The organism is Bradyrhizobium sp. AZCC 2289, assembly GCF_036924615.1.
Classification (GTDB): Bacteria; Pseudomonadota; Alphaproteobacteria; order Rhizobiales; family Xanthobacteraceae; genus Bradyrhizobium.
On sequence record NZ_JAZHRY010000001.1, the window covers coordinates 7762214 to 7782618 of the forward strand.

Annotated in this window: 24 protein-coding genes; 12 read left to right on the plus strand and 12 right to left on the minus strand. The window is 63.2% G+C overall.

Annotation, left to right across the window (positions count from 1 at the left end; all coding sequences use genetic code 11):
* The first annotated feature begins 66 nt into the window (after nt 1-66).
* Genes V1289_RS36675 through V1289_RS36685 form a run of 3 tightly spaced genes read left to right on the plus strand, consistent with a single transcriptional unit; the run spans nt 67 to nt 3006 of the window.
* Nucleotides 67-1866, plus strand: coding sequence for a thiamine pyrophosphate-binding protein (locus V1289_RS36675; RefSeq protein ID WP_334403544.1), 1800 nt, complete (start codon nt 67-69; stop codon nt 1864-1866).
* Nucleotides 1867-1885: 19 nt separating this feature from the next.
* The gene (locus tag V1289_RS36680) at nt 1886-2590 is read left to right on the plus strand and encodes an SDR family oxidoreductase (protein ID WP_334403545.1); all 705 of its coding nucleotides are present in this window, start codon (nt 1886-1888) and stop codon (nt 2588-2590) included.
* A 32-nt stretch (nt 2591-2622) separates the two neighbouring features.
* Nucleotides 2623-3006 carry a cupin domain-containing protein gene (locus V1289_RS36685; RefSeq protein WP_334403547.1) on the plus strand — a complete coding sequence of 128 codons (384 nt, stop codon included), beginning with the start codon at nt 2623-2625 and terminating at the stop codon, nt 3004-3006.
* 39 nt (nt 3007-3045) lie between these two features.
* Here V1289_RS36685 and V1289_RS36690 read toward each other — a convergent pair whose 3' ends face one another.
* Nucleotides 3046-3339 carry a hypothetical protein gene (locus V1289_RS36690; protein WP_334403549.1) on the minus strand — a complete coding sequence of 98 codons (294 nt, stop codon included), beginning with the start codon at nt 3337-3339 and terminating at the stop codon, nt 3046-3048.
* A 490-nt stretch (nt 3340-3829) separates the two neighbouring features.
* Here V1289_RS36690 and V1289_RS36695 point away from each other — a divergent pair, with 490 nt between their 5' ends.
* Nucleotides 3830-4465, plus strand: a complete 636-nt coding sequence (locus tag V1289_RS36695) for an FMN-binding negative transcriptional regulator (RefSeq protein WP_334403550.1) — start codon at nt 3830-3832, stop codon at nt 4463-4465.
* 13 nt (nt 4466-4478) lie between these two features.
* Here the strand turns inward: V1289_RS36695 and V1289_RS36700 are convergent, their stop codons facing one another.
* From V1289_RS36700 to V1289_RS36715, 4 genes are read right to left on the minus strand one after another with little or no spacing between them, the layout of a single operon-like run.
* On the minus strand, nt 4479-5234 hold the full coding sequence (locus V1289_RS36700) for a GntR family transcriptional regulator (protein WP_334403551.1): 756 nt from the start codon (nt 5232-5234) through the stop codon (nt 4479-4481).
* Complete coding sequence (locus V1289_RS36705; RefSeq protein WP_334403553.1) at nt 5224-6198, minus strand: Gfo/Idh/MocA family protein; 975 nt, start codon at nt 6196-6198, stop codon at nt 5224-5226. Before V1289_RS36705 ends, V1289_RS36700 begins: the two co-directional genes overlap by 11 nt.
* Nucleotides 6195-7082, minus strand: a complete 888-nt coding sequence (locus V1289_RS36710; RefSeq protein WP_334407818.1) for an NAD(P)-dependent oxidoreductase — start codon at nt 7080-7082, stop codon at nt 6195-6197. Before V1289_RS36710 ends, V1289_RS36705 begins: the two co-directional genes overlap by 4 nt.
* A gap of 32 nt (nt 7083-7114) precedes the next feature.
* On the minus strand, nt 7115-8080 hold the full coding sequence (locus tag V1289_RS36715; protein ID WP_334403555.1) for a Bug family tripartite tricarboxylate transporter substrate binding protein: 966 nt from the start codon (nt 8078-8080) through the stop codon (nt 7115-7117).
* Between the two features lie 171 nt (nt 8081-8251).
* On the opposite strand from V1289_RS36715, the gene V1289_RS36720 reads away from it, so the two are divergent.
* Nucleotides 8252-8656, plus strand: coding sequence for a carboxymuconolactone decarboxylase family protein (locus V1289_RS36720; RefSeq protein ID WP_334403557.1), 405 nt, complete (start codon nt 8252-8254; stop codon nt 8654-8656).
* 12 nt (nt 8657-8668) lie between these two features.
* Nucleotides 8669-9559, plus strand: a complete 891-nt coding sequence (locus tag V1289_RS36725; protein WP_334403559.1) for an amidohydrolase family protein — start codon at nt 8669-8671, stop codon at nt 9557-9559.
* Nucleotides 9560-9566: 7 nt separating this feature from the next.
* On the opposite strand, the gene V1289_RS36730 is transcribed toward V1289_RS36725, so the two are convergent.
* From V1289_RS36730 to V1289_RS36750, 5 genes are all read right to left on the minus strand, one after another.
* Entirely contained in the window at nt 9567-10544 is a 978-nt protein-coding gene (locus V1289_RS36730; protein WP_334403561.1) for an NADPH:quinone oxidoreductase family protein, read from the minus strand.
* Nucleotides 10545-10568: 24 nt separating this feature from the next.
* Nucleotides 10569-11642: an LLM class flavin-dependent oxidoreductase gene (locus V1289_RS36735; RefSeq protein WP_334403563.1), complete on the minus strand. Its 1074-nt coding sequence runs from the start codon at nt 11640-11642 to the stop codon at nt 10569-10571.
* Nucleotides 11643-11733: 91 nt separating this feature from the next.
* Nucleotides 11734-11940, minus strand: coding sequence for an SDR family oxidoreductase (locus V1289_RS36740; RefSeq protein ID WP_334403565.1), 207 nt, complete (start codon nt 11938-11940; stop codon nt 11734-11736).
* On the minus strand, nt 11937-12467 hold the full coding sequence (locus tag V1289_RS36745) for an SDR family NAD(P)-dependent oxidoreductase (RefSeq protein ID WP_334403567.1): 531 nt from the start codon (nt 12465-12467) through the stop codon (nt 11937-11939). The genes V1289_RS36740 and V1289_RS36745 overlap by 4 nt, the downstream gene beginning before the upstream one ends.
* Nucleotides 12468-12579: 112 nt before the next feature.
* Entirely contained in the window at nt 12580-12801 is a 222-nt protein-coding gene (locus V1289_RS36750; protein ID WP_334403569.1) for a hypothetical protein, read from the minus strand.
* Nucleotides 12802-12875: 74 nt separating this feature from the next.
* On the opposite strand from V1289_RS36750, the gene V1289_RS36755 reads away from it, so the two are divergent.
* The 6 genes from V1289_RS36755 (at nt 12876) to pucL (ending at nt 16658) form a co-directional block, all read left to right on the plus strand.
* The gene (locus tag V1289_RS36755; protein WP_334403571.1) at nt 12876-13016 is read left to right on the plus strand and encodes a hypothetical protein; all 141 of its coding nucleotides are present in this window, start codon (nt 12876-12878) and stop codon (nt 13014-13016) included.
* A gap of 28 nt (nt 13017-13044) precedes the next feature.
* Nucleotides 13045-13326 (plus strand): hypothetical protein, encoded by a 282-nt coding sequence (locus tag V1289_RS36760; protein ID WP_334403573.1) that lies wholly within the window; start codon nt 13045-13047, stop codon nt 13324-13326.
* Nucleotides 13327-13462: 136 nt separating this feature from the next.
* Nucleotides 13463-13876 carry a DUF3830 family protein gene (locus tag V1289_RS36765; RefSeq protein WP_334403575.1) on the plus strand — a complete coding sequence of 138 codons (414 nt, stop codon included), beginning with the start codon at nt 13463-13465 and terminating at the stop codon, nt 13874-13876.
* Nucleotides 13877-14818 (plus strand): allantoinase PuuE, encoded by a 942-nt coding sequence (gene puuE / locus V1289_RS36770; RefSeq protein WP_334403577.1) that lies wholly within the window; start codon nt 13877-13879, stop codon nt 14816-14818.
* Nucleotides 14819-14827: 9 nt separating this feature from the next.
* Entirely contained in the window at nt 14828-15715 is an 888-nt protein-coding gene (gene uraD / locus V1289_RS36775) for a 2-oxo-4-hydroxy-4-carboxy-5-ureidoimidazoline decarboxylase (RefSeq protein WP_334403579.1), read from the plus strand.
* Between the two features lie 100 nt (nt 15716-15815).
* Nucleotides 15816-16658: a factor-independent urate hydroxylase gene (gene pucL, locus V1289_RS36780; protein WP_334403581.1), complete on the plus strand. Its 843-nt coding sequence runs from the start codon at nt 15816-15818 to the stop codon at nt 16656-16658.
* A 105-nt stretch (nt 16659-16763) separates the two neighbouring features.
* Here pucL and V1289_RS36785 read toward each other — a convergent pair whose 3' ends face one another.
* Both V1289_RS36785 and V1289_RS36790 read right to left on the minus strand, forming a co-directional pair.
* The gene (locus tag V1289_RS36785; protein ID WP_334403583.1) at nt 16764-19496 is read right to left on the minus strand and encodes a molybdopterin-dependent oxidoreductase; all 2733 of its coding nucleotides are present in this window, start codon (nt 19494-19496) and stop codon (nt 16764-16766) included.
* Entirely contained in the window at nt 19493-20314 is an 822-nt protein-coding gene (locus tag V1289_RS36790; protein WP_334403585.1) for an FAD binding domain-containing protein, read from the minus strand. The genes V1289_RS36785 and V1289_RS36790 overlap by 4 nt, the downstream gene beginning before the upstream one ends.
* Nucleotides 20315-20405: the final 91 nt, after the last annotated feature.

Here is a 20405-nt window from a genome sequence, read left to right on the forward strand (position 1 = left end):
GCGTTGCCGACCGCGCGGACCAAGACGCGGAAGTGAGATCGTTGAGCCGCAGGGAGAGAGTGATCGATGTCGCGTAATATGCTCAACGGGGCCCAGGTGATCGTCGATTACCTGATCCAGGAGAAGGTGCCGCAGGTGTTCGGCCTGTGCGGTCACGGCAATATCCAGTTCATCGACGCGCTGTATGAGCGTTCCGACGATATCAAGACCATCTCGGTACATCACGAGAGCGTCGCGGGTTTCATGGCGGACGTCTATTACCGGGTGTCGGGCCGGCCGACCGCGACCTTCACGTCCTGCGGGCCGGGTTCGGCGAATTTGCCGATCTCGCTCGGCAATGCGTTTCTCGATTCGATGCCGTTCATGGCGGTAACCGGCAACGTGCCGACCAGCCAGTTCAACCGCGGCGCGTTCCAGGAATTGTACCGGCACTATCAGGCCGACTTTCCGTCGACGGTGCGCTCCTACTGCAAGAAGGTGTTCCAGCCGACGCGGGGCGAGATGGTGCCGCTCGCGGTCCGGCAGGCCTGGAAGACCATGACGTCGGGCCGTCCAGGACCGGTGGTGCTGGATGTACCCTTTGACGTGTTCATGGAGTCGGCCGCCGAGGAGGCGCCGAATGCGGTAGCCTGGAACGGCAACATTTCGAGCCGCTGCGGCGCCGATCCGGACGGCGTGGTCAAGGCCGTCGACATGCTGCTTGCCGCCGACCGGCCGGTGATGATCGTAGGCCAGGGCGTGCGCTATGGCGGTGCCGCCGAGGAATTGCTGAAACTCGCCGAGCGTTTGCAGATTCCGGTGGCGGCGTCCGCCAGCGGCCTTGGCGCCATCGACTGCAATCATCCGCTGGCGCTCGGTCTCGTCGCGCGCGCCGGCCACTATCAGGCCAACCACGCCACGCGGCAGGCCGACGTGCTGCTGGCGATGGGCATGCGGTTCGACGACCGCACCTCGAGTTCGTGGATCCCAGGCTATTCCTTCACGATCCCGCCGACCAAACTCATTCATGTCGACATCGACCCCGAAGAAATCGGCCGCAACTATCCGGTTGCGCTCGGCCTGATGGCGGATGTGCGAACCTTCCTGCGGCAGATCCATGCCGAACTCGATCGCCGCGCCGACCTGACCAGGAAGGCCGACGCTCGCAAGAAATGGCTGGCCCAGATCGATACCTATCGCCAGGAATGGGACAAGTTCGTAGCCCCCGGCTTTTCCGACGACACCACGCCGATCAATCCGCAGCGCGCCGCCCTCGAGATCGACAAGGCGCTGCCGGAGAACGCGATCCTGGTCAGCGATATCGGCGTGCATCACAATTGGCTGCTCAGCTTCTGCAAGCCGAAACGGCCGGATTCGCTGATCGGCTCGATGGGCTTTGGTCCGATGGGGTTTGGCGTCGCCGGGGTGATGGGGGCGAAGTTCGCTGCTCCCGACCGGCCCTGCGTATCCGTGTGCGGCGACGGCGCGTTCTTCATGCACGCCAACGTGCTGGGCACCGCGGTCGAATATAATCTGCCGGTGGTCTGGGTGGTCTGGAACAATTATGCCTACGCCTCGATCCGCGGGCTGCAGCGCGGCTATCTCGGCGGCCGCGAACTGGCCACCGACTTCCACGATCCCGCGACAGGCCAGCGCTACAATCCGGACTTCGCGGCCATGGCGCGTTCCTGCGGCGTCGAAGGCGTACGCGTCGACCGCGCCGGCGATCTTGGCGAGGCCATCCGCAAGGGCATCGCCGCCAACAAGCCCTATCTGATCGACGTCGATATCGCCGCCGATATCAATCCGGTCGGCGCCGGCATCTGGGAGCTTCCCGGGCTTGGGCAAAGCAAGGCCGGCATCGGCACCCGCTACCAGCCCGCCTGATCGCACCAGAGGAAAAAGTATGTTGCTTGCAGGAAAGAAAGTCGTTGTCGTCGGTGGTTCCTCCGGCATCGGCCTGTCGACCGCCGAAATGGCCAAGCGCGAGGGCGCCGATGTCATCATTGCCTCCCGGAACGTCGAGCGCCTCGATGCGGCCGCGGACAAGTTGACCGCGATCGCGATCCCGGCGGACGTCACCAGCGACGAACGCATGGCAAAACTGTTCCGCGCCTGCGGCCCGGTCGACCATGTCGTGGTCACCGCGGCGCAGCTTCGAACCGGGCCGTTCAAGATGGTGGCGATGGAAGACGTGCGCGCCACGATGGAAGGAAAATTCTGGGGCGCGTGGCGGGTGGCGCAGTCGGCGGAAATCCGTCCGGGCGGCTCGCTCACTCTGGTCTCCGGTTATTTGAGCATTCGGCCGCGGCCGAATTCGGCGATCGTCAGCGCAGCCAACGGCGCGCTGGAGTCGCTTGGGCGCGCGCTGGCGCTGGAACTGGCGCCGGTGCGCGTCAATACCGTTTCACCGGGGATCATCGACACGCCGATCCGCGCCGCCATGCCCGAACAGGCGCGGCGCGACATGCTGGCCAAGACCGCGGCCGCTTTGCCGGTCGGCCGTGTCGGTGTCGGCGAGGATATCGCGCGGCAGATCCTTTCCTTCATGGCGAACGGCTTTGCCACGGGATCGATCGTCTATATCGACGGCGGAGCCCTGGTCGCCTGACGGTCGCGTAGAAGAAGAGCGAGGAGCGAACCATGGCTTTGGACCATCACGGCGCCTTCATTCGCAACATCGCCGAAGTGCCCTGGCGCGAATTTCCCAACCACTTCGGCGGGGCGCTGTCGAAGCCGCTGGTGATGCCGGAGACGGCGGGCTCGCGTCACATCGATTATCGCATTTCAATGTACCAGCCGATGGCGCATGTCGCGCGTCACAAGCATCAGGTTCAGGAACAGATCTATCATGTCCTTGAAGGCGAGGGCCTGATGGAAATCACCGGAAAGAATCACGTCGTGCGCAGGCACGACTTCATCTTCCTGCCGCCCGGCGTCGAACACGCCATCTCCAATTCGGGTCTGGTTGATCTGGTGTTTCTGGTGATCACCTCGCCGGTGACGGATGACGAGAAGCCGGTCTAGTTGATGCGAGCTGCGCAGGAGGTCATTCCCGGGCGAAGCTCATTCAATCTTGGCACGATCGAACAGTTCCAGCGTCGTCGTTCCGTTGGCATGGTTGTCGATGATGCGAAGCTGGGTGCCGGCGCCGACAACTTCAAAGAAGATCTTGTCGTCCTTGGCCTTGTCGCGCCAACGTCCGGGCTCGTTCGCCCATACGACGCGATTGCCCTCCAGCCGGCATCGATAGGCCCAGACGAAATTGTCGAACGGGCGCGTATAGGTCAGCATCACGACGCCGTCAGGGGCGGTCCTCGTTTGCATGAGTTTTGGATCGCGGTCCGTGATCGCTGCCATCGCCGTTCGGCAAATCGCTGGAGGGTCGAATGACGATTCGGCGGATGCGGGCGACGCAACCGCAAGCAACATGGTCACCGCAAGTAAGTGGGGGAGGGAAGGCATCTCGAATCCTCGTCTCCGGAGGTATGCCCGTTTAGCTTGATCTGGGGATTGCGGCTACCATTCGATGCAAGGTCAACCAAGGCTTACGCTGACAAGGTTCATTTTCGACGACCATCCGAAGTCGGGATTGGCGGGGCGGCGCAGCCCTCAGGCACATTATCCGCCGAAACTCCCCGGCTTTTGATTTGGATCAAGCGAAAATCGTGGAGGAAACGCATTTTTGCGCTGAGCAAGGCCGGCGTCCGGCGACCATTTCGCCAACGACGTGCGGCCCTTGACCCCCGGCCAATTCACCGCGAACATTTGCCAGCGCGACGGTGGCTGCCCGAAATCTCGCCAAGCTCTCCTCGCGCGGCCAAAAAGGCTGAATCACGAGGAGACAGCGGTGCACATCCTTCGTCCCATGTTTGCCTGGGATCGCGACGGCGCGCTGGATTTTGCCGCGGCCCGCGGATTTGGCGCTGTCATCGCGTGCGCAGACACCGGTCCGATCAGTTCGCACGTGCCCTTCAGCATCCATCGGACATCCGATTCAGTGACCGTACAATTCCATTTGACCGCACGGAACAAACTTGCCGAGCTTGCGGATGGCCGGAATCCGTTCCTGCTGATCGTATGGGGCCCGGACGCCTATGTTTCAAACGACTGGTACGCGACGCCGGATCACGTCTCGACCTGGCTGTATGAGGCGGTGCATCTTTCCGGCCCGGTACGGCGGCTTCCGACCGAAGGCAACCGCGGTCACGGCGACGTCCTGTTTTCGACATTCGAGGAACGGTTGATGCCGAAGCAACCGTGGTCGCTGTCGACCATGGAGGAAAACAAGCGCGAGACCATGCTGCAATCCATCGTCGTGCTCGAGATGGACGTGATGCGGGTGGAGGGACAGCGGAAGCTGAACCAGCACAAATCCGACGAGGATTATGCTTCGATCACCCGGCATCTAGCGAACTCCGACGATGCCGATGCCCGCGAGATCGCCGGCAAATTGAAGTCGCTTCGCCCGCATCTCGAATATTGAGTTAACAGCTCCTCTAGACGCGTGGCCGCAGCGAACGCTGCATGTCCATCGTGTAGGTGTAGCGGCCTTCCGGATGAGTCGTGACCGTCACCTCGAACAGTTCTTCACGCTGGCCGTAATAGCGGCGCACCATGGTGAGCGCAGGCGATCCCGGCTTTACTCCAAGCGGCTTTGCGAGTTTTGCCGGCATCCCCCGCGCAAATACCTCGAGCTGGGCATATTCGATGGTCTCGCCATACATCTTCGCAATCTGCTCATGCACGGGCGTGCGGCCGTGATCGCGCCGGTCGACGACGCCGGCAAATTTCCGCAACACATAGATTTCGGTCCAGCCGAGCGGCGCGGTAAACGCGTCGGCGCGACGGACGGCCTCGATCAGGAACCAGTGCTTGCCTGGCTCGCATTTCAAAAGTGCGGCGAGCTTGCGGTCGGCCGTGATCTCGCCGCTGCGCACGACCTGGCGATAGGTTTCGTTGGAATATCGCAGCCATTCCGTCAGCGATTTGACGCTGTGGGTGAACAGAACCGGCGGCTCGGCCGCGATCACGACGGAGCCGAGCCCGGCGCGGCGAACGATCAGGCCTTGCTCGGTGATGATGCGTAGCGCCTCGCGCACGGTCTGGCGGCTTGCCGCATAGCGCGCCATCAACTCGGTCTCCGTCGGCAACAGATCTCCGACCGGATAGGCGCCGAGCCGGATCGCTTTCTGCAATTCGGCGGCGATATCGCGATAGCGCGACGTCTTGGGTGTTTCCTGTTTAGGCGGCATCGCACTGAACCGGGCTTTGGGATTTCATCGACGCGAGGGCTGCCTCGAATGCCGACAGCGTTGCCAGCACCTCGGCTTCCGCGACCGGATACGGCCGCCTGCCTTCGATCGCGTCGACGAATGCGTCGAGTTCGGCGCGCAGAACGTCAGTGGCCGGGTAGCTTTCCTGCCTGGGCTTGCTGCCGGAATTTCGTCGGACCAGCGTGGTCTCATCCAGCACCTCGGCAGAACCCCTGGTTCCGAACACATGAACCCGCCAATAGAACGGTGTGGCCCGGATGGTCGAGAGCGTGCCGGTGACGCCGCTGACGAAATCCATCATCAGAACCGCTGTATCCAGCGGCGGCGGACCTCGTTCCCGCGAATTGAGCTGGGCATTAATGCGACGTACCGGACCCAGCAGGCTGACGAAGGCGTCCAGCACATGCAGCCCGGCGCCGGTCAAGCCGCCGCCGGGCGATTCCTCTTCGGATAATCGCCAGCCCGCCGTGATGTTTTGCGAATTCTCGTTGCTGTTGTGGCCCTCGATATGAAGGATCGTGCCCAGTTCGCCGCCCGCCACCATGTCGCGCAGCGCGCGCATCGACGGCCAGAAACGCCGGTTGTGTCCGACGGCGAGCGTCACCCCCGCCTCACGGCAGGCGCCGAACATGCGTGCCGCGTCAGCGCGGTGCAGCGCCAGCGGCTTCTCGCAAAACACCTGCTTGCGTGCGGCGGCGCACGCGATCACCTGCGCCGGATGCAGCGAGTGCGGCGTCGCCAATAGAACGGCGTCGATGGCGGCGTCCGCGAGGACGGCGTTCAGATCGTCGGTGAGATCCAGATCGTGCTCGGTGCAAAAGCTCCGTGCCGCCGTCATGTAGGGCTCGACGCCGCGGACGATTTTCAGGCGCTCATGGCCGCGCGAAGCCTCGACGAGATTGCGACCCCAGCGGCCGAGGCCGACGATTGCGCCGTGGATCATCGGGAATCCTCTACTGAATCCGGCTGTTGCCGGATCGCCTCGATAATAGCTGCGCTGTCGCTGTCCGGCCCCGCGATCGTAATTGCGATGCGCAGCAAATCGGCCTGCGCCTCGGTAACAGGCAGTCGAAGACCGTGTCGCGCGGCTTCTGCCAGGATGAGTTCGGCATCCCTGAGGGTTTGCGCGAGGCGCGATTGCGGCCGAAAATCCCGGTTCAACATCTTTTCGCCCTTGGTATCCATGACGCGGGAGTAAGCGGCGGATCGGCGCGCCGTCGCCAGGAAGGTCTGTCCATCGAGCCCCATACGCTCTGCCAGAGCAATTCCTTCGGCCAGCGCCGCGCGGTTGTTTTGCAGGATCAGGTTGATCGCGAGCTTGGCGCGGCTGGCGTCGCCGACTTTTCCGATGCACCTACGCTGCGGACAGAGAATGTCCAGGAGTCCGTCGACGGCGTCGATGGCGGCGGCGTCACCGGCGACCAGCACGGTCGCGGTGCCGTCCCTGACCTCGGCGCTGGTGCCCGAAATCGGCGCTTCGACAAAGGCAATGCCGGCACTCGCCGCGCGCTTCGCAAGGCGGATGATTTCGCCGGGCGCGCAGGTCGTCGTGCAGATGATCGCCGGGCGGGCAGGGCTGCTTTCGAGATCGGCGAACGCCGCCTCGGCCTCTGCGCCGCTGTAGACGGCGATGACGATGGCGCGGCAATGGCCGGCGAGATCGCGCGCGGAAGCCGCCACCGTTCCCCGATTTCCTCTGAGTTTCTCGCACCTCGCAGGATCGACGTCGAAGCCGATCACGGCAATGCCCGCGCCGATCATGCGCTCGGAAAAGGCGGTTCCGATCAGACCAAGTCCGAGGATTCCGATCGGCGCGTCAGCTTGCATGGGCAACGTGCCTCTTCCGTCCGTTCAGCACGCTATTTCGCCTCGATGCCGGCGGCCTTGGCTTCCGCCGTCCATCGCGTGATCTCGCTGCGGATAAAGCTGCCGAATTCGGCCGGAGGCATCGTGGAAACGACCATGCCGAGGTTGGCAAGCTTTTCGCGGACCGCCGGCGTCGACAGGATTTTTTCGCTTTCGGTGTAGAGCCTCTTGATGATCGGCTCGGGCGTATTGGCGGGCGCCAGCAGGCCGTACCAGATCGTGGCCTCGAAGCCCGGCATGGCCTCGGCGAGCGCGGGCAGGCCCGGTGTCAATTCATTTCGCTTCGGCGATGTCACGCCGATGCCGCGCAGCGTGCCGCCCTGCATTTGCGGGATCGCCACCGAAAAATCCGCAAAGGCGAGATCGATCACGCCGGCGATCACGTCGGTCACGGCCAGCGGCACGCCGCGATAGGATGCCGAGATGATCGACATGCCGCCCCGGCTTTGCAATTGCGCGTTCGATATCTGCGAGGCACCGGAGCCGTAGCCGGCGGTCATGTTTTGATGGGTTTTCGCATATTCCATGAATTGCGAAAGATCCTTGGCCGGAAAGTCAGGCTTGACCAGCAGCACCATCGCGGTGGTTACGGTCCGCAGGATCGGCGCAAAATCCTTGGCGGGATCGTAGGGAAGGTTTTTGAGCATTGAGACATTGCTGGCCTGGGTCGTATTCGTTCCCATCAGCAGGGTGTAACCATCCGGCGCGCTGCGCGCGACCTCCTGGGCGCCGATGCTGCCGAGCGCGCCGCTGCGGTTCTCGATCACGACGGTCTGCCCCAACGTGTCCTGCAGGTGCTGGCCGAGCATCCGTGCGACCTGGTCGGGGCCGGCGCCGGCAGGAAACGGCACGATGATCTTGATCTGCCGCGTCGGATAGTCGTCGGCGGCGGCATGGCCCTGCGCCCCCACCATCCCAAGCAGAACAACAGCGGCGAGAACACCCGGTCGCAGTCCCATCCGTTCGCTCCCTGACATTTCCAAGGCCTCTCTACGGACGCCCTAGGGAATTATACGGACAAAGTCGGCTTAGGCAACAGGATGGTAATCTGTAACGGGGCCGGCTTGATTGAACTAATGGCCAAATGACCGTATAAATCGCTCAACCACAACAGGACCGGGAGCGGAAAATTGGACACCAGCGAACTATACGCGCGCGGTCTGCGCCGGCGCAAAGCGATGTTCGGCGAGGCGGATGTCGAGAAGCGAATGGCGGCGGCCGGCGAATTTGGCGCACCGCTGCAGAACATCATCAACGCCTATGTCTACGGGGACGTCTGGGAACGGTCGGGTCTCCCCGATGACATTCGCAGCCTCGTCATGCTCGGCATCACCGCCGCCAGCAACAAGCCCGCCGAATTCAAGGTCCATGCCAAGGGCGCGCTCGCGAACGGATGCACCAGAGAGCAGGTGCAGGATGTCCTGCTGCTGGTTGCGATGTATTGCGGCGTGCCGGCCGCGATCGAGACCAACCGCATTGCCGCGGAGATTTTTGGCGAAGCGCCCGGCGCGCCGGCCAAGCAAATCGAGCCTTGAGCGAATGCTGCAATGAAATCTGTCCCTGCTGTCGACGCCCACCATCATATCTGGCGGCTGAACGATCTCCCGTGGCTGTCGGGGCCGCAGATGCCGCGAATCTTCGGACCGTATCAGCCGATCTGCCGCGACTATCCGATCGCGGAATATCGCAGCGACATCGCCGGCTGCGATATCGTCAAATCGATCTACATCCAGACAAATTGGCCCGCGGGGCGGAGTCTTGACGAGGCTCAATGGGTGCAGTCGGTGGCCGACGAAACCGGTTGGCCGCACGCCAGCGTCGCGCACGCGGACCTTGCCGATCCCGATGCCGGTTCATTGCTGAAGCGTCTGGCCGAACTGCCAACGACGCGCGGCATCCGGCAGCAATTGCACTGGCACGAAAATCCGCAATATCGCTTTGCGCCGCGGCCCGATGTCATGAACGACGCCGATTGGCGCCGCGGATTGGCGCGGCTTGCCGATCACGGCTTGCTGTTCGAGCTGCAGATCTTTGCAAGTCAGATGCCGGATGGAGCGAAGCTTGCGCGGTCGTTTCCGTCAACGACCTTCGTGCTCGAGCATGCCGGCATGCTGGAGGACATGTCGCCCGATGGCTGGCGGCTCTGGCGCGAGGGCATGACGGCGCTGGCCGCATGCTCCAACGTCAACGTCAAGCTTTCCGGGCTCGGCACCTTCGTTCATGCATGCCGCGACGATTTGGTCGGTCCCATCGTACGGGAGACGGTTGCAATGTTCGGCGCGGACCGCTGTTTCTACGGCAGCAATTTTCCGATCGAAAAACTGTGGACGGATTACGCCAAGCTCTATCGGACTTTTCGAAACGCCATCGCGCATCTCGACGAAGCCGGGCAGGCCGCGATCCTGCACGACACCGCGGCGCGGCTTTATCGGATCTAGCGTCGCATCAGGTGAGCTTGACGATCATCTTCCCGAGCGCCGATCGCGATTGCATGGTCTTGAAGGCCTCGCGGAAATTCTCGAACGGCACGACCTTGCCAACGACCGGCTTCAACGTGCCCGATGCAAGCCAATCGAATAGCCGGGCGATCAGACGGGCATGGGTTTCCGGCTCGCGTTTCTGGATTTGGGCCAGATCGACCCCGAGCAAAGCGCCGCCCTTGAGCAGGGGAAGGTTGAACGCCAGCGCCGGAATGGTGCCGGAGGCGAACCCGACCACGAGATGCCGGCCGCGCCAGGCGATTGAGCGGAATGCCTGCAGCGCGACTTCGCCGCCGACGGGATCGAAGATGACGTCCGGACCATGACCGGCGGTCAGCGTCTTGAGCGTGTCGCGCCAATCCGCCTTGGTGTAGTCCACGACATCGTCGGCGCCGAAGCTCGTGGCGAATGCGCGCTTCTCGGGCGTCGATGCCGCGGCAATGACTCGCGCGCCCAGAAGTTTTCCGAGTTGGACGGCGGCGATGCCGACGCCGCCCGCGGCCCCCAACACCAAAAGGGTTTCGCCCTTGCGCAGGTAAGCGCGTTCGCTCAGGGCATAGAGCCCCGTCAGATAGTTGGCCTGAAACGACGCGCCGGCTTCCGCGGCAACCTGCCCGGGCAAGGCTTTTAGCGCCGCCGAAGGCACCGAGATGTATTCGGCGAGCCCGCCGGAACGGGCCATGCCGATCACGGGCATGCCCGGCGTGAACGACGGAACGTCGTCGGCGACGGCATCGACAATTCCTGCGAATTCGGTGCCCGGCACGAACGGCAGCGGATCCTTGGTCTGATAAAGTCCCTGCACCTTCAGGCCGTCGACAAAGCCGATGGCGGCCGCTTCAATCCTGACGCGGACTTCGCCGGCCGCGATGCCCGGCTGGCTGATCTCCTTGATGGAAATGCCGTCGATCGAATCGTAATTCTCGACGACCACCGCTTTCATGCCATTTTCTCCTGGGTCCGCTCGTTACTCGGCGGCCTGGACTTGGCGGTCGATCTCGACCGCGCCAGCCCTGATCAACGGGATCAGATCGCGTCCGATGGCAATCGTGTCGTGCGGGTTTTCAAAGCCGCGCAGCAGGAACGAATGGATGCCGAGGCGGTAATATTGCAGCACCGCGGCGGCGACCTGTTCCGGCGTCCCGACCAGACACGATGTATTGCCGGGGGCGCCGGTGGCGCGCGCTATTCCCATCCACAGCCGTTCGTCATGTACGTCGCCGCGCGCGGCGAAGCCGAGCAGGCGTTCGCTGGAATGATTGCCGGGTTGCGGCGCGGCGCCGGTCTTGCGTTCGACATCAGCCAGCAGGCGATGCGCCTTGTCCCACGCCTCGCCTTCGGTTGGCGCCATGATGGGGCGCAGCGACATGTTGAAGCTGGCCTTTCGCCCATATTTGGCGGTGCGCCGGCGAAAATCGTCAATCCGGTCCCGCGTCTCCGCGAGTGGCTCGCCGAAGATCGCGAACACGTCGCAATATTCGGCGCCCATTTGCAGCGCGCCGTCCGAGGACCCGCCGAAAAACACCGTGGGATAGGGCTGCTGATAGGGCTTGATGTCCGAATAGGCACCGGCGACCCGGTAAAACTCGCCGTGGTGGTCGAACGGGGCCTCGCTGGTCCACATCCGGCGGATGACATTGAGATATTCGCCGGCACGCCGGTAGCGGTCATTTTTGGGCAGGAAGTCGCCCTCGCTGGCCTGATCCTGGTCGGTGGTGCCGGCGATGATGTGGAGTGACATCCGGCCCTGCGTGAGCTGGTCGAAGGTGGCGACCTGTCGCGCCGCGAGTGCGGGGGCGACGGAGCCCGGCCGGTGTGCGATCAGAAATTTAATCCGCTCGGTATGGTCGGCGGCATACAGCGCGATGCCGAACCCTTCGGCCGCCGACGCATAATATCCGACCAGAACGGAATCATAGTCCCATTGCTCGTGCAGGCGGGTGAAGTCGATCACCCACTCGCGCGAAATCTTGCCCTTGATCAGGTGAACCGCGACCCCCTCCATCTGGGTTCCGATCATACCAGCGATCTTCACGGGCATGGCTGTTCCTCCGATCCAGGGCGACTGCTGCGCCAATGATCCGAATGAAACCTGCAATGATCCCCGAAAGCAAGAGCTTGGCGCCCATGCACTAGTTGAACGCCATGCCGCCGCTCATCGCCACCGTCTGGCCGGTCATGTAGGGATTGTCGAGCAGCATCATGACGGCCTGGGCGACCTCGTCCGCCGTGCCGAAGCGGCCGATTGGAATCCGGCTGACCAGGCCTTCCTGCCCCTTCATCATGTCGGTTTCGATCAAAGAGGGCGCCACCGCATTGACGGTAATGCCTTCCTTCACGAGGCGTGCGGGTAACCGCGCGTCAGCCCTTCGACGGCGGCTTTCGAGGCATTGTAGTGCGGTCCGATGGAACCCGCGCCCCGTGCGGCGCCCGACGATATGTTGACGATGCGGCCCCATTTTGCGGATCGCATCATTGGCAGCACCGCCTGCATGCACAGGAAGACCGACTTCAGGTTCACCGCGATCGTCCGATCGAAATCGCCTTCCCTGAGATCGTCGACCCCGCGGGTGATGGCGATACCGGCGTTGTTGACGAGGATGTCGATCGGGCCGAGCTCGGAATTCGCGCGCTGGACCATCTGTGCAACGGCGTCCGCTTGCGAAACGTCCGCGGCGATCGCGATTGCGCGACCGCCGATTCCAGCAATGCTTTTCACCAATGTGTTCGCTTCGTCCGTGCGCTCGCGATAATTGATCGCCACGGCAACTCCGGCATTTGCCAGCCTTCGGACGATCGCAGCCCCAATGCCGCGCGAGCCTCCGGTCACCAGCGCCACGCGTCCACGTAAAGTTTCTGTCGTCATCGGCATCACCATCGTTCTGCTCACCAATATCAGGCATCCGCAGTCTTGCAGCAAAACAAAAAGCCGGCCGCGACGCGCGACCGGCTTTCTTTTGTCAACGCCGGTTCGGCGCTCAGTGCCCGGCAGGCGCCGAGTAGCCGCCGGAATAGCGGTACGCGTCGGACTGTGCGGCCGGAGCCGGCCAGGCCGCGTAGGCATCGGCGTTGCGGTTCTGCTGGTGGGTTGCAACCGCGCGGTCCGCCTTGCCATGATGGCGCTGCGCGGCCGCGGCGAATTGCACCGACGTCGCAACGATCAAGGCCGAGCCGAGAATGGTGAGGATGGTCTTGCGCATTTTAGTTCTCCCTTTTGCGCTTTTCGCTGGCGGGCAAACGCACCTCGCGTGTCAGCGCTGCTCCAGAGATAACGATGGCCGGCGCGGATTATTACGACCCCGCCAATCACGAAGCGGCGAGCGAATTTCTTGGTCAAAAATATTTTCGGCTAAATATTCAGCAGCGGCTGTCGTCGGTCTGTAATAGACTGGCTGTGACCGATCCGGTTCGATGAGAGAATGCGTCTGTTGCGAGTGAGACCGATGAAGAAAATTTTACTGCTCATTCTCCTGATGGCGTCGCCAGCCTGGGCGCAGACCCAACTGACGCCCAAAGCGGCGACGCCCAAGGGCACGGCGCGGGTCGTCGACAACTGCGCCCCGATCGGGCGGACCGCGAAGGGCGAACTGGTCTACTCGATCAAGTGCGACAATTTGCCAGCGCCGCCACCGCCGCCGCCACAGGCCGAAGCACCGGCGCCGCCCCCGGAACCCGAGGTGCAGCGGAGCGGCATTTTCGGCTGGTCCTATGACCGCCGGCAATAGAGCGATCGCGCCGGGCCGCCGCTGAAAACCTGCCTTTGGGGCTGGAATGGTCCTTGCTTCGGCTAATTCCGGCTGCAATGGATATTGCCGAATCCTGTTCGAAAGCCCTCCAAGCCCGTATGAGAAGAAGATATCGATGAGCCAGTTGATTGTCCGCGCCGGCGAGTTCACCTTCCAGGCCCGTTTCGAAGAACAGCTGGCGCCGAAAACCGTCGCGGCGTTTCGCAAAGCCATGCCGTTCGAGAGCCAGGCGATCCATGTCCGCTGGAGCGGCGAGGGGGTCTGGATGCCGCTCGGCGATCTTGATTTCGGCGTTTCCTATGAAAACCACACCAGCTATCCCGCGCCCGGCCAGATCATCCTCTATCCCGGCGGTATCAGCGAGACCGAGATCCTGCTCGCCTATGGCGGCGTGCACTTCGCCAGCAAGATGGGCCAACTCGCCGGCAATCATTTCATCACGCTCAATTCGGGCTTGGAAAATCTGACCGCATTCGGCAAGACCGTGCTGTGGAAGGGCGCGCAGAAAATCCGCTTCGAGGAAGTCTAGGTGGCTGAGGCCGGTTACCCGCGCGATCTCCGCGGCTACGGCCGCAACCCGCCCGATCCGAAATGGCCGGGCAACGCGCGCGTCGCCGTGCAGTTCGTGGTGAATTTCGAAGAGGGCGGCGAGAACAACATTTTGCACGGCGACCGCGCCTCGGAGGCGTTCTTGTCCGACGTGCTGGGTGCGCAGCCCTGGCCGGGCCAGCGCCACGCCAACATCGAGTCGATGTTCGAATATGGTTCGCGCGCCGGCTTCTGGCGGCTGTGGCGGATATTCGGCGGACGCAAACTGCCGACCACCGTCTTTGGTGTCGCCACCGCATTGAAGCGCAATCCCGAAGTGGTCGCGGCCATGAAGGAGGCCGGGTGGGATATCGCCAGCCACAGCCTGAAATGGATCGAGCACAAGGACATGTCGGAAGTCGAGGAGCGCCGGGAGATCGCCGAGGCGATCCGCGTGCATACCGAGGCGACAGGCGCACGTCCGCTCGGATGGTACACCGGGCGCTCGTCGATCAATACGCTGAGATTCTTGATGGAAGCCGGCGGCTTGCTTTATCTCTGCGACTCCTATTCCGACGATCTGCCGTACTGGATCAAGGCGCCATCCGCTGGCCCGCATCTGGTCATTCCCTACACGCTCGATGCCAACGACATGCGTTTTGTCAACGCGCAGGGTTTTGGCGGCGGCGATCAGTTCTTCACCTATCTCAAGGACAGCTTTGATGTCCTCTATGCCGAGGGCGAGACCTCGCCGAAGATGATGTCGATCGGGCTGCATTGCCGCGTCGTCGGCCGTCCCGGCCGCGCGGCGTCGCTGATGCGGTTTCTCGATTACATTATGAAGCATGATCGGGTCTGGGTGCCGACGCGGCTGCAGATCGCGCAGCACTGGCACGCCAATCTCGGGCATCTCGCCGCCAACGCCTTCGACATCGGACAGTGAAAGCGCGAAATGATTCAGAAAACGCTCGCTGATCTGAACGCCTGCAGCAAGGACGATTTCGTCGCAGGCCTCGCGAACATCTTCGAGTATTCGCCATGGATCGCCGAACAGGCGGCGTCAGCGCGGCCGTTCGCGGGCGTCAATGCGTTATTCGCGGCCATGAAGGCGGTGGTCGATCGCGCGCCCTCCGAATTGCGGTTGGCGCTGATCAAGGGGCATCCTGATCTCGCCAACAAGACCCAGCGCGCCGCGGGGCTGACCGCGGAATCCAGCGACGAACAGAACAGCGTCGGCCTCGACCGGCTGTCGGACGCGGAATATGACGCGTTCGAGCGCCTCAACAACGCCTATCGCTCGAAATTCGGCTTTCCCTACATCGTCTGCGTTCGCCGCCACACCAGGGATTCCATCCTGCGCGATTTCGAGCGCCGGCTGCCGAACGATGCCAAGACCGAAACCCAGGCCTCGATCGCGGAAATCTGCCGGATCGCGGCGCTGCGTCTCGATCAGCAGGTCGCGTCGGACGACCGGCTTGCGGTGCACGGGCGGCTGTCGACCCATGTGCTGGATACCCATGCCGGCAAGCCGGCGGCGGGGATCGCCGTCGAGCTCGTTGAACTGTCCGACCTCGGCGCGAGTCGCGTGATCACGCGGACCGTCACCAATTCAGACGGCCGCACCGATCAGCCTTTGATCGGTGGCCGCCCGGTGCCGATCGGGCGATACGAGCTGACGTTCAGCGTCGGGAAATATTTTTCCGCGCGGCAGGTGCCGATGTCGGACCCGCCGTTCCTCGACCAGATTCCGTTGCGCTTTTCGGTGAGCGATCCCGAAGGCCATCTCCACGTGCCGCTTTTGGTCACGCCGTGGAGTTACGCGACGTATCGGGGGAGCTGACAGTCTCTATGCCTCATCCGATGGCACGAACGTTGCTCATTATTCGCTCGTAGCGGGCGACGAAATCCCGCAAATTGACCGCTGAACTGGAGGCTCTCGCGTGCCGCTGATCAAGAACAGATACGGGAAGGGCCGCGTCCGCGTGATGCGGATTCATCGCGACGGCGACAAGCACGAGGTCAGCCAGCTCAACGTCAGGGCGATGATCGAAGGCGATTTTGCCCGCGCCTATACCCACGGCGACAATTCCACCTCGGTCTCGACCGACACCATCAAGAACGTGGTCAATATCGTCGCCCGCGAAAACACCGGGCTCTGCACGGAAGAATTCTGCCAGGTGCTGGCGAAGAAATATCTCGACACCTACCCGCAGATTTCATCGGTCGCGATCACCGCGCATGAGACGAAATGGAGCCGGCTGAGCTTTGGCGGCAAGCCGCATCCGCACAGTTTTGTGCTCGATGCCAACGGCAAGCCGTTCGTCGAGGCGACGCTTGTCCGCGACGGCGCGCCCACGCTGATGTCGGGCATCGACGGCTTTACCTTCATGAAGTCGACCCAGTCGGGTTGGGAGAATTACGTGAAGGATTCCTACACCACGATTCCGCCGACCGGCGACCGGATGTGCGCAACCTCCATGGTGGCGTCCTGGAAATGGGCGGGCACGCCGCAAAATTATCCCGCCACCAACGCCAAAATTCTCGACACGGTGCTGGAAGTTTTCTCGACCACCTACAGCATGAGCGTGCAGGACAGCCTGTACCGGATGGGCGAGGCGGCACTGGCCGCGGTGCCGGAGATTTCCGAGATCAGCATGGCCTGCCCGAATATGCACTTCATCCCGATGAACCTGTCGGCGTTCGGGCTCGATAACCACAACGATGTGTTCCTGCCGACCGATGAGCCGCACGGCCAGATCGAGTGCACGGTGGGAAGGGGGTAGGTTCGCTCTCTCGACGTCATTGCGAGCGAAGCAATCCATAGGGCCGCAAAACAAGTGTGGATTGCTTCGTCGCTTCGCTCCTCGCAATGACGGCGGTGGTGAGGCCTACGAATCCTTGCCACCAAACTTCTCATGCAACGCCGGCCACAGCCGGTCCGGCTTGAACGGCGTTGCCGTAAATCGGATGCCGGTGGCGTCGGCGATGGCGTTGCCGAGCGCGGCGGCGACAGGATTGTACGGGCTTTCGCTCATCGATTTGGCGCCCATCGGTCCCAGCGTGTCCGAGGTGTTGGCGAACAATACTTCGGTGCGCGGAACGTCGGCGAAAGACGGCAGATGATAATCGCGGAATTTGGGATTGACCACGCGGCCGCCCTCGTCGATCAGCATCTCCTCGTACAGCGTCGCGCCGAGCGATTGGGCGACGCCGCCTTCGACCTGGCCGCGGCATTGCATGGGATTGGCGATCCGGCCGGCGTCGGCGGCCTGCACGCTCTTCAATATCTTGATCTCGCCGGTAGCCTCGTTCACGGCGACACGGAAGCCCTGCACATTGAAGGCGACCGAGCGTGGCGTGCCCTCCGAGGTGCCGCTTGCGACCAGCGTTCGGCCGTTGCCGCGCGCCGATTTCGCCAGTTCGGCAAAGGACAGGCTTTGCCGGCCGCAGACCGCGGCCTCATTCTCAAGCCTGCAGGCGGCGGGATCGGCTCCCGCGATGTGCGACGCCAGCGCCTTGAGGTCGCGCGCGAGATTTTCGGAAGCCGCCTGCGTCGCGAGGCCGGCGACAAAGATGCCGGCGCTGCCATAGGCGCCGGTGTCGTGGCCGCCATGGGCGGTGTCGGATTGCTTCAGCAGGATGCGATCGACCGTCGTCGCCAGCGCGCTGGCGGCGATCTGGCGGTGCACCGTCGAAGTGCCGTTGCCGAACTCGGCGGTGCCGACCGTCAGTTCGAATCCGCCATCATCTCGGAGCGCGATCTTGCAGTCGGCCAAATGTCCTTCGGGCGGTACGGCATCGATCATGGTCAGCGCGATGCCGTCGCCGATCAGCCACTCCGCGGAGAGGGTGTTGTCAGCCGTCTCGGCGGCCATCGCGCGCTCGACCAGATCGAGGCACTGGTCCAGCCCGTAGGAGCCGTAAAACACGTCGGTATGTTCGGGGCCCGGCGGCGAGCGCATGGGATCGCCGGGTTTGACGATGTTGCGGCGGCGGATTTCGAACGGGCTGATGCCGAGCTGTCTTGCAAGTTCGTCGATCGCCGCTTCCACCGCGATCAGCGTTTGCGGCAGGCCATAGCCGCGGAAGGCGCCTGACGGCACGGTGTTGGTATAGGCGGCGACGGCATCGACCTTCTTGTTCGGGCAATTATAGACGCCGATGCATTCGCCCACGGCGTGGAACAGCACCGGTCCGGCATGATTGCCATAGGCGCCGGTGTTGGAGAGCACGTCGAGCTGCAGCGCCGTCAGTTTTCCGTTCTTGTCGGCGCCGGCCTTCACGGTGACGCGCATCGGATGCCGCGTCGAGGTCGCGATGAACTGCTCTTCGCGGGAGAGTTCGAATTTTACAGGGCGTCCGGTCTTGATCGCGGCGAGCGCCAGGATATCCTCGACGAACATCTCCTGCTTGCCGCCAAAGCCGCCGCCGACCCGTTCGCAAAACACCCGCACCTTGTCGGGCGCGAGATCGAAAATCTCCGCCAGCGCGCGCCGCGTCAGGAATGGCACCTGCGTGCTGGAGCGAACGTTCAGGACGCCCTTGGCGTCGACCCAGGCAACGCCGCCATGGGTCTCCAGCGCGGCATGCTGGACCCGCTGGGTGGTGAAGGTGCCCTCATAGGTTGCCGCCGCCTGTGCCAGCGCGGTGGCGACGTCGCCATATTCGCCGTGCCTTTCCGCGACGATATTGCGTTTGGCATTGGTGACGCGATGCTCCGGCGTCTTGTCGGGATGGATGACGGGCGCGCCCGGCGCAATCGCCTCTGCGGGATCGACCACGGCGGGGAGAATTTCGTAGGCGACCTTGAGGCGGCGGCAGCCTTCCTCGGCGGCGGCCTCGGTCTCCGCAACGACCGCGGCAACCTTCTGCCCGATGAAGCGGACGACATCGTCGAGCACGCGGGTGTCGTCGGGATCCATCCAGACCCTCTCGTGCCGCGCGGTCGAGAACAGGCGATCCGGCGAATCCTCATGCGTCAGTACCGCATGCACGCCGGGGACGCTCAGCGCCGCATTCTTGTCGATCGAGATGATTTTGGCGTGCGGATGCGGCGAGCGCAGCATCTTGATGTGCAGCAGGCCTTCGATATCCGTATCGAACGTGTAGCGCGCAGCGCCGCGCACCACCTGCGGTCCCGCGGGCGCCGGCAGGCTGCGGCCGAACGCGCCGCCTGCGGTGGCGTCCTCGATATTGGTCTTGCCATCGAGCGCGTCCTCGATCGAACGATAGCCGGTGCAGCGGCAGATATTGCCTTTCAGCGCGGCGCCGAGATCCTGCCGCTGCGCCTGGTTCAGCGAGGCGCAGGTCAGGATCATGCCGGCGGTGCAGAAGCCGCACTGAAATCCCTGCGCATCGACGAAGGCCTGCTGCATCGGATGGGTACCGCCGTCGGGCGCCAGCCCTTCGATCGTGGTGACGGCGTGGCCGTCGGCGCGGAACGCCGGGATCAGGCAGCTATGCACGGGCTCGCCGTCGATCAGCACCGTGCAGGCGCCGCAGTCGCCGGCGTCGCAGCCTTTCTTGACGCCGAAATGGCCGAGCTGGCGCAGAAATGTCCGCAGGCATTGGCCGGCCCGCGGGCTTTCGGAAAATTCCTTACCATTGATCTCGAAGGTCATGGCAGCGCCTGCAATTCGCTGCGGATTTCCTGCGCCAGCCGCAGCGTCATGGCCTTGCGCCACATCGGCTTGCCGTGGATGTCGGTGTGGTAGAGGCCGTCGGGAATTCGCTGCAGGATCGTTTCGCGCAGCTCGTCAGCGTGTGGAATCCCGGCAAAGGACAATTTGACGGGCCGCGCGGTGGCCGCGGTGATAACAAGCACAAAATCACCTTCGCTCGTGACGCTACCGATCAGCAGCGCCGCCGACCGGCCGACTGGTGTCAGCGATATCTGGCGAAACGCCGAGCGCCGTTTCAGCCCCGCCAGCGGAATATCGATTTGCCGCAGCAGATCGCCCGGCGCCAGCACATTACGCTGATCGCCGGTGACGAAGTCGGCAACAGGAATCTTCCGCTCGCCGCCGTCGGCCTGCCAGATCGTGCAGACGCCATCGAGTGCCGACGTCAGCGAGATCATCGGCCCTGCCGGCAACGACATGCAGATGTTGCCGCCGACGGTTGCCGTTTTCCAGATCTTGAATGAGGCCAGAAACGCCCGGCAGCATTGATTGATCAAGGGCGAGGCGATCCATTCCGGCGGGCAGGCCAGCGCATCGAGCTGCGCCACGGTGCAGGTCGCCGCGACTGTGAGCCCGGTCTCGCCGATGGTCAGCGCCGGCCATTTGAAATCGGTGAGGTCGATCAGCCGGGTCAGATGGACCTGGGGCTCCGAGAACAGCCAGGTCCCGCCCGCGAGCCAAGCATCGCCTCCCGTCCAAACGGGCAATTGCGCCCGTGTGGTCGGATGCGCGACTTCATTGATGGTATTCAAATCCATGGATACGCCAACGCTTTCAACCCGATGCATCTCAGCTTAAGAGTCTTGCAAGACCAGCGCCAATTGTCACGGGGCTTCGGATGGTCTTTGA

What these genes read in the sequence shown, in the direction of transcription:
- V1289_RS36710 (WP_334407818.1), bottom strand. Translation starts at nt 7,082, where the DNA reads ATGCAAGCTGACGCGCCGATCGGAATCCTCGGACTTGGTCTGATCGGA.
- V1289_RS36765 (WP_334403575.1), top strand. Translation starts at nt 13,463, where the DNA reads ATGAGCCAGTTGATTGTCCGCGCCGGCGAGTTCACCTTCCAGGCCCGT.
- V1289_RS36715 (WP_334403555.1), bottom strand. Translation starts at nt 8,080, where the DNA reads ATGGGACTGCGACCGGGTGTTCTCGCCGCTGTTGTTCTGCTTGGGATG.
- V1289_RS36750 (WP_334403569.1), bottom strand. Translation starts at nt 12,801, where the DNA reads ATGCGCAAGACCATCCTCACCATTCTCGGCTCGGCCTTGATCGTTGCG.
- V1289_RS36760 (WP_334403573.1), top strand. Translation starts at nt 13,045, where the DNA reads ATGAAGAAAATTTTACTGCTCATTCTCCTGATGGCGTCGCCAGCCTGG.
- V1289_RS36790 (WP_334403585.1), bottom strand. Translation starts at nt 20,314, where the DNA reads ATGGATTTGAATACCATCAATGAAGTCGCGCATCCGACCACACGGGCG.
- uraD (WP_334403579.1), top strand. Translation starts at nt 14,828, where the DNA reads ATGATTCAGAAAACGCTCGCTGATCTGAACGCCTGCAGCAAGGACGAT.
- V1289_RS36735 (WP_334403563.1), bottom strand. Translation starts at nt 11,642, where the DNA reads ATGCCCGTGAAGATCGCTGGTATGATCGGAACCCAGATGGAGGGGGTC.
- V1289_RS36755 (WP_334403571.1), top strand. Translation starts at nt 12,876, where the DNA reads ATGGCCGGCGCGGATTATTACGACCCCGCCAATCACGAAGCGGCGAGC.
- V1289_RS36690 (WP_334403549.1), bottom strand. Translation starts at nt 3,339, where the DNA reads ATGGCAGCGATCACGGACCGCGATCCAAAACTCATGCAAACGAGGACC.
- V1289_RS36675 (WP_334403544.1), top strand. Translation starts at nt 67, where the DNA reads ATGTCGCGTAATATGCTCAACGGGGCCCAGGTGATCGTCGATTACCTG.
- V1289_RS36700 (WP_334403551.1), bottom strand. Translation starts at nt 5,234, where the DNA reads ATGCCGCCTAAACAGGAAACACCCAAGACGTCGCGCTATCGCGATATC.
- V1289_RS36745 (WP_334403567.1), bottom strand. Translation starts at nt 12,467, where the DNA reads ATGACGACAGAAACTTTACGTGGACGCGTGGCGCTGGTGACCGGAGGC.
- V1289_RS36725 (WP_334403559.1), top strand. Translation starts at nt 8,669, where the DNA reads ATGAAATCTGTCCCTGCTGTCGACGCCCACCATCATATCTGGCGGCTG.
- V1289_RS36785 (WP_334403583.1), bottom strand. Translation starts at nt 19,496, where the DNA reads ATGACCTTCGAGATCAATGGTAAGGAATTTTCCGAAAGCCCGCGGGCC.
- V1289_RS36685 (WP_334403547.1), top strand. Translation starts at nt 2,623, where the DNA reads ATGGCTTTGGACCATCACGGCGCCTTCATTCGCAACATCGCCGAAGTG.
- V1289_RS36705 (WP_334403553.1), bottom strand. Translation starts at nt 6,198, where the DNA reads ATGATCCACGGCGCAATCGTCGGCCTCGGCCGCTGGGGTCGCAATCTC.
- V1289_RS36680 (WP_334403545.1), top strand. Translation starts at nt 1,886, where the DNA reads ATGTTGCTTGCAGGAAAGAAAGTCGTTGTCGTCGGTGGTTCCTCCGGC.
- V1289_RS36730 (WP_334403561.1), bottom strand. Translation starts at nt 10,544, where the DNA reads ATGAAAGCGGTGGTCGTCGAGAATTACGATTCGATCGACGGCATTTCC.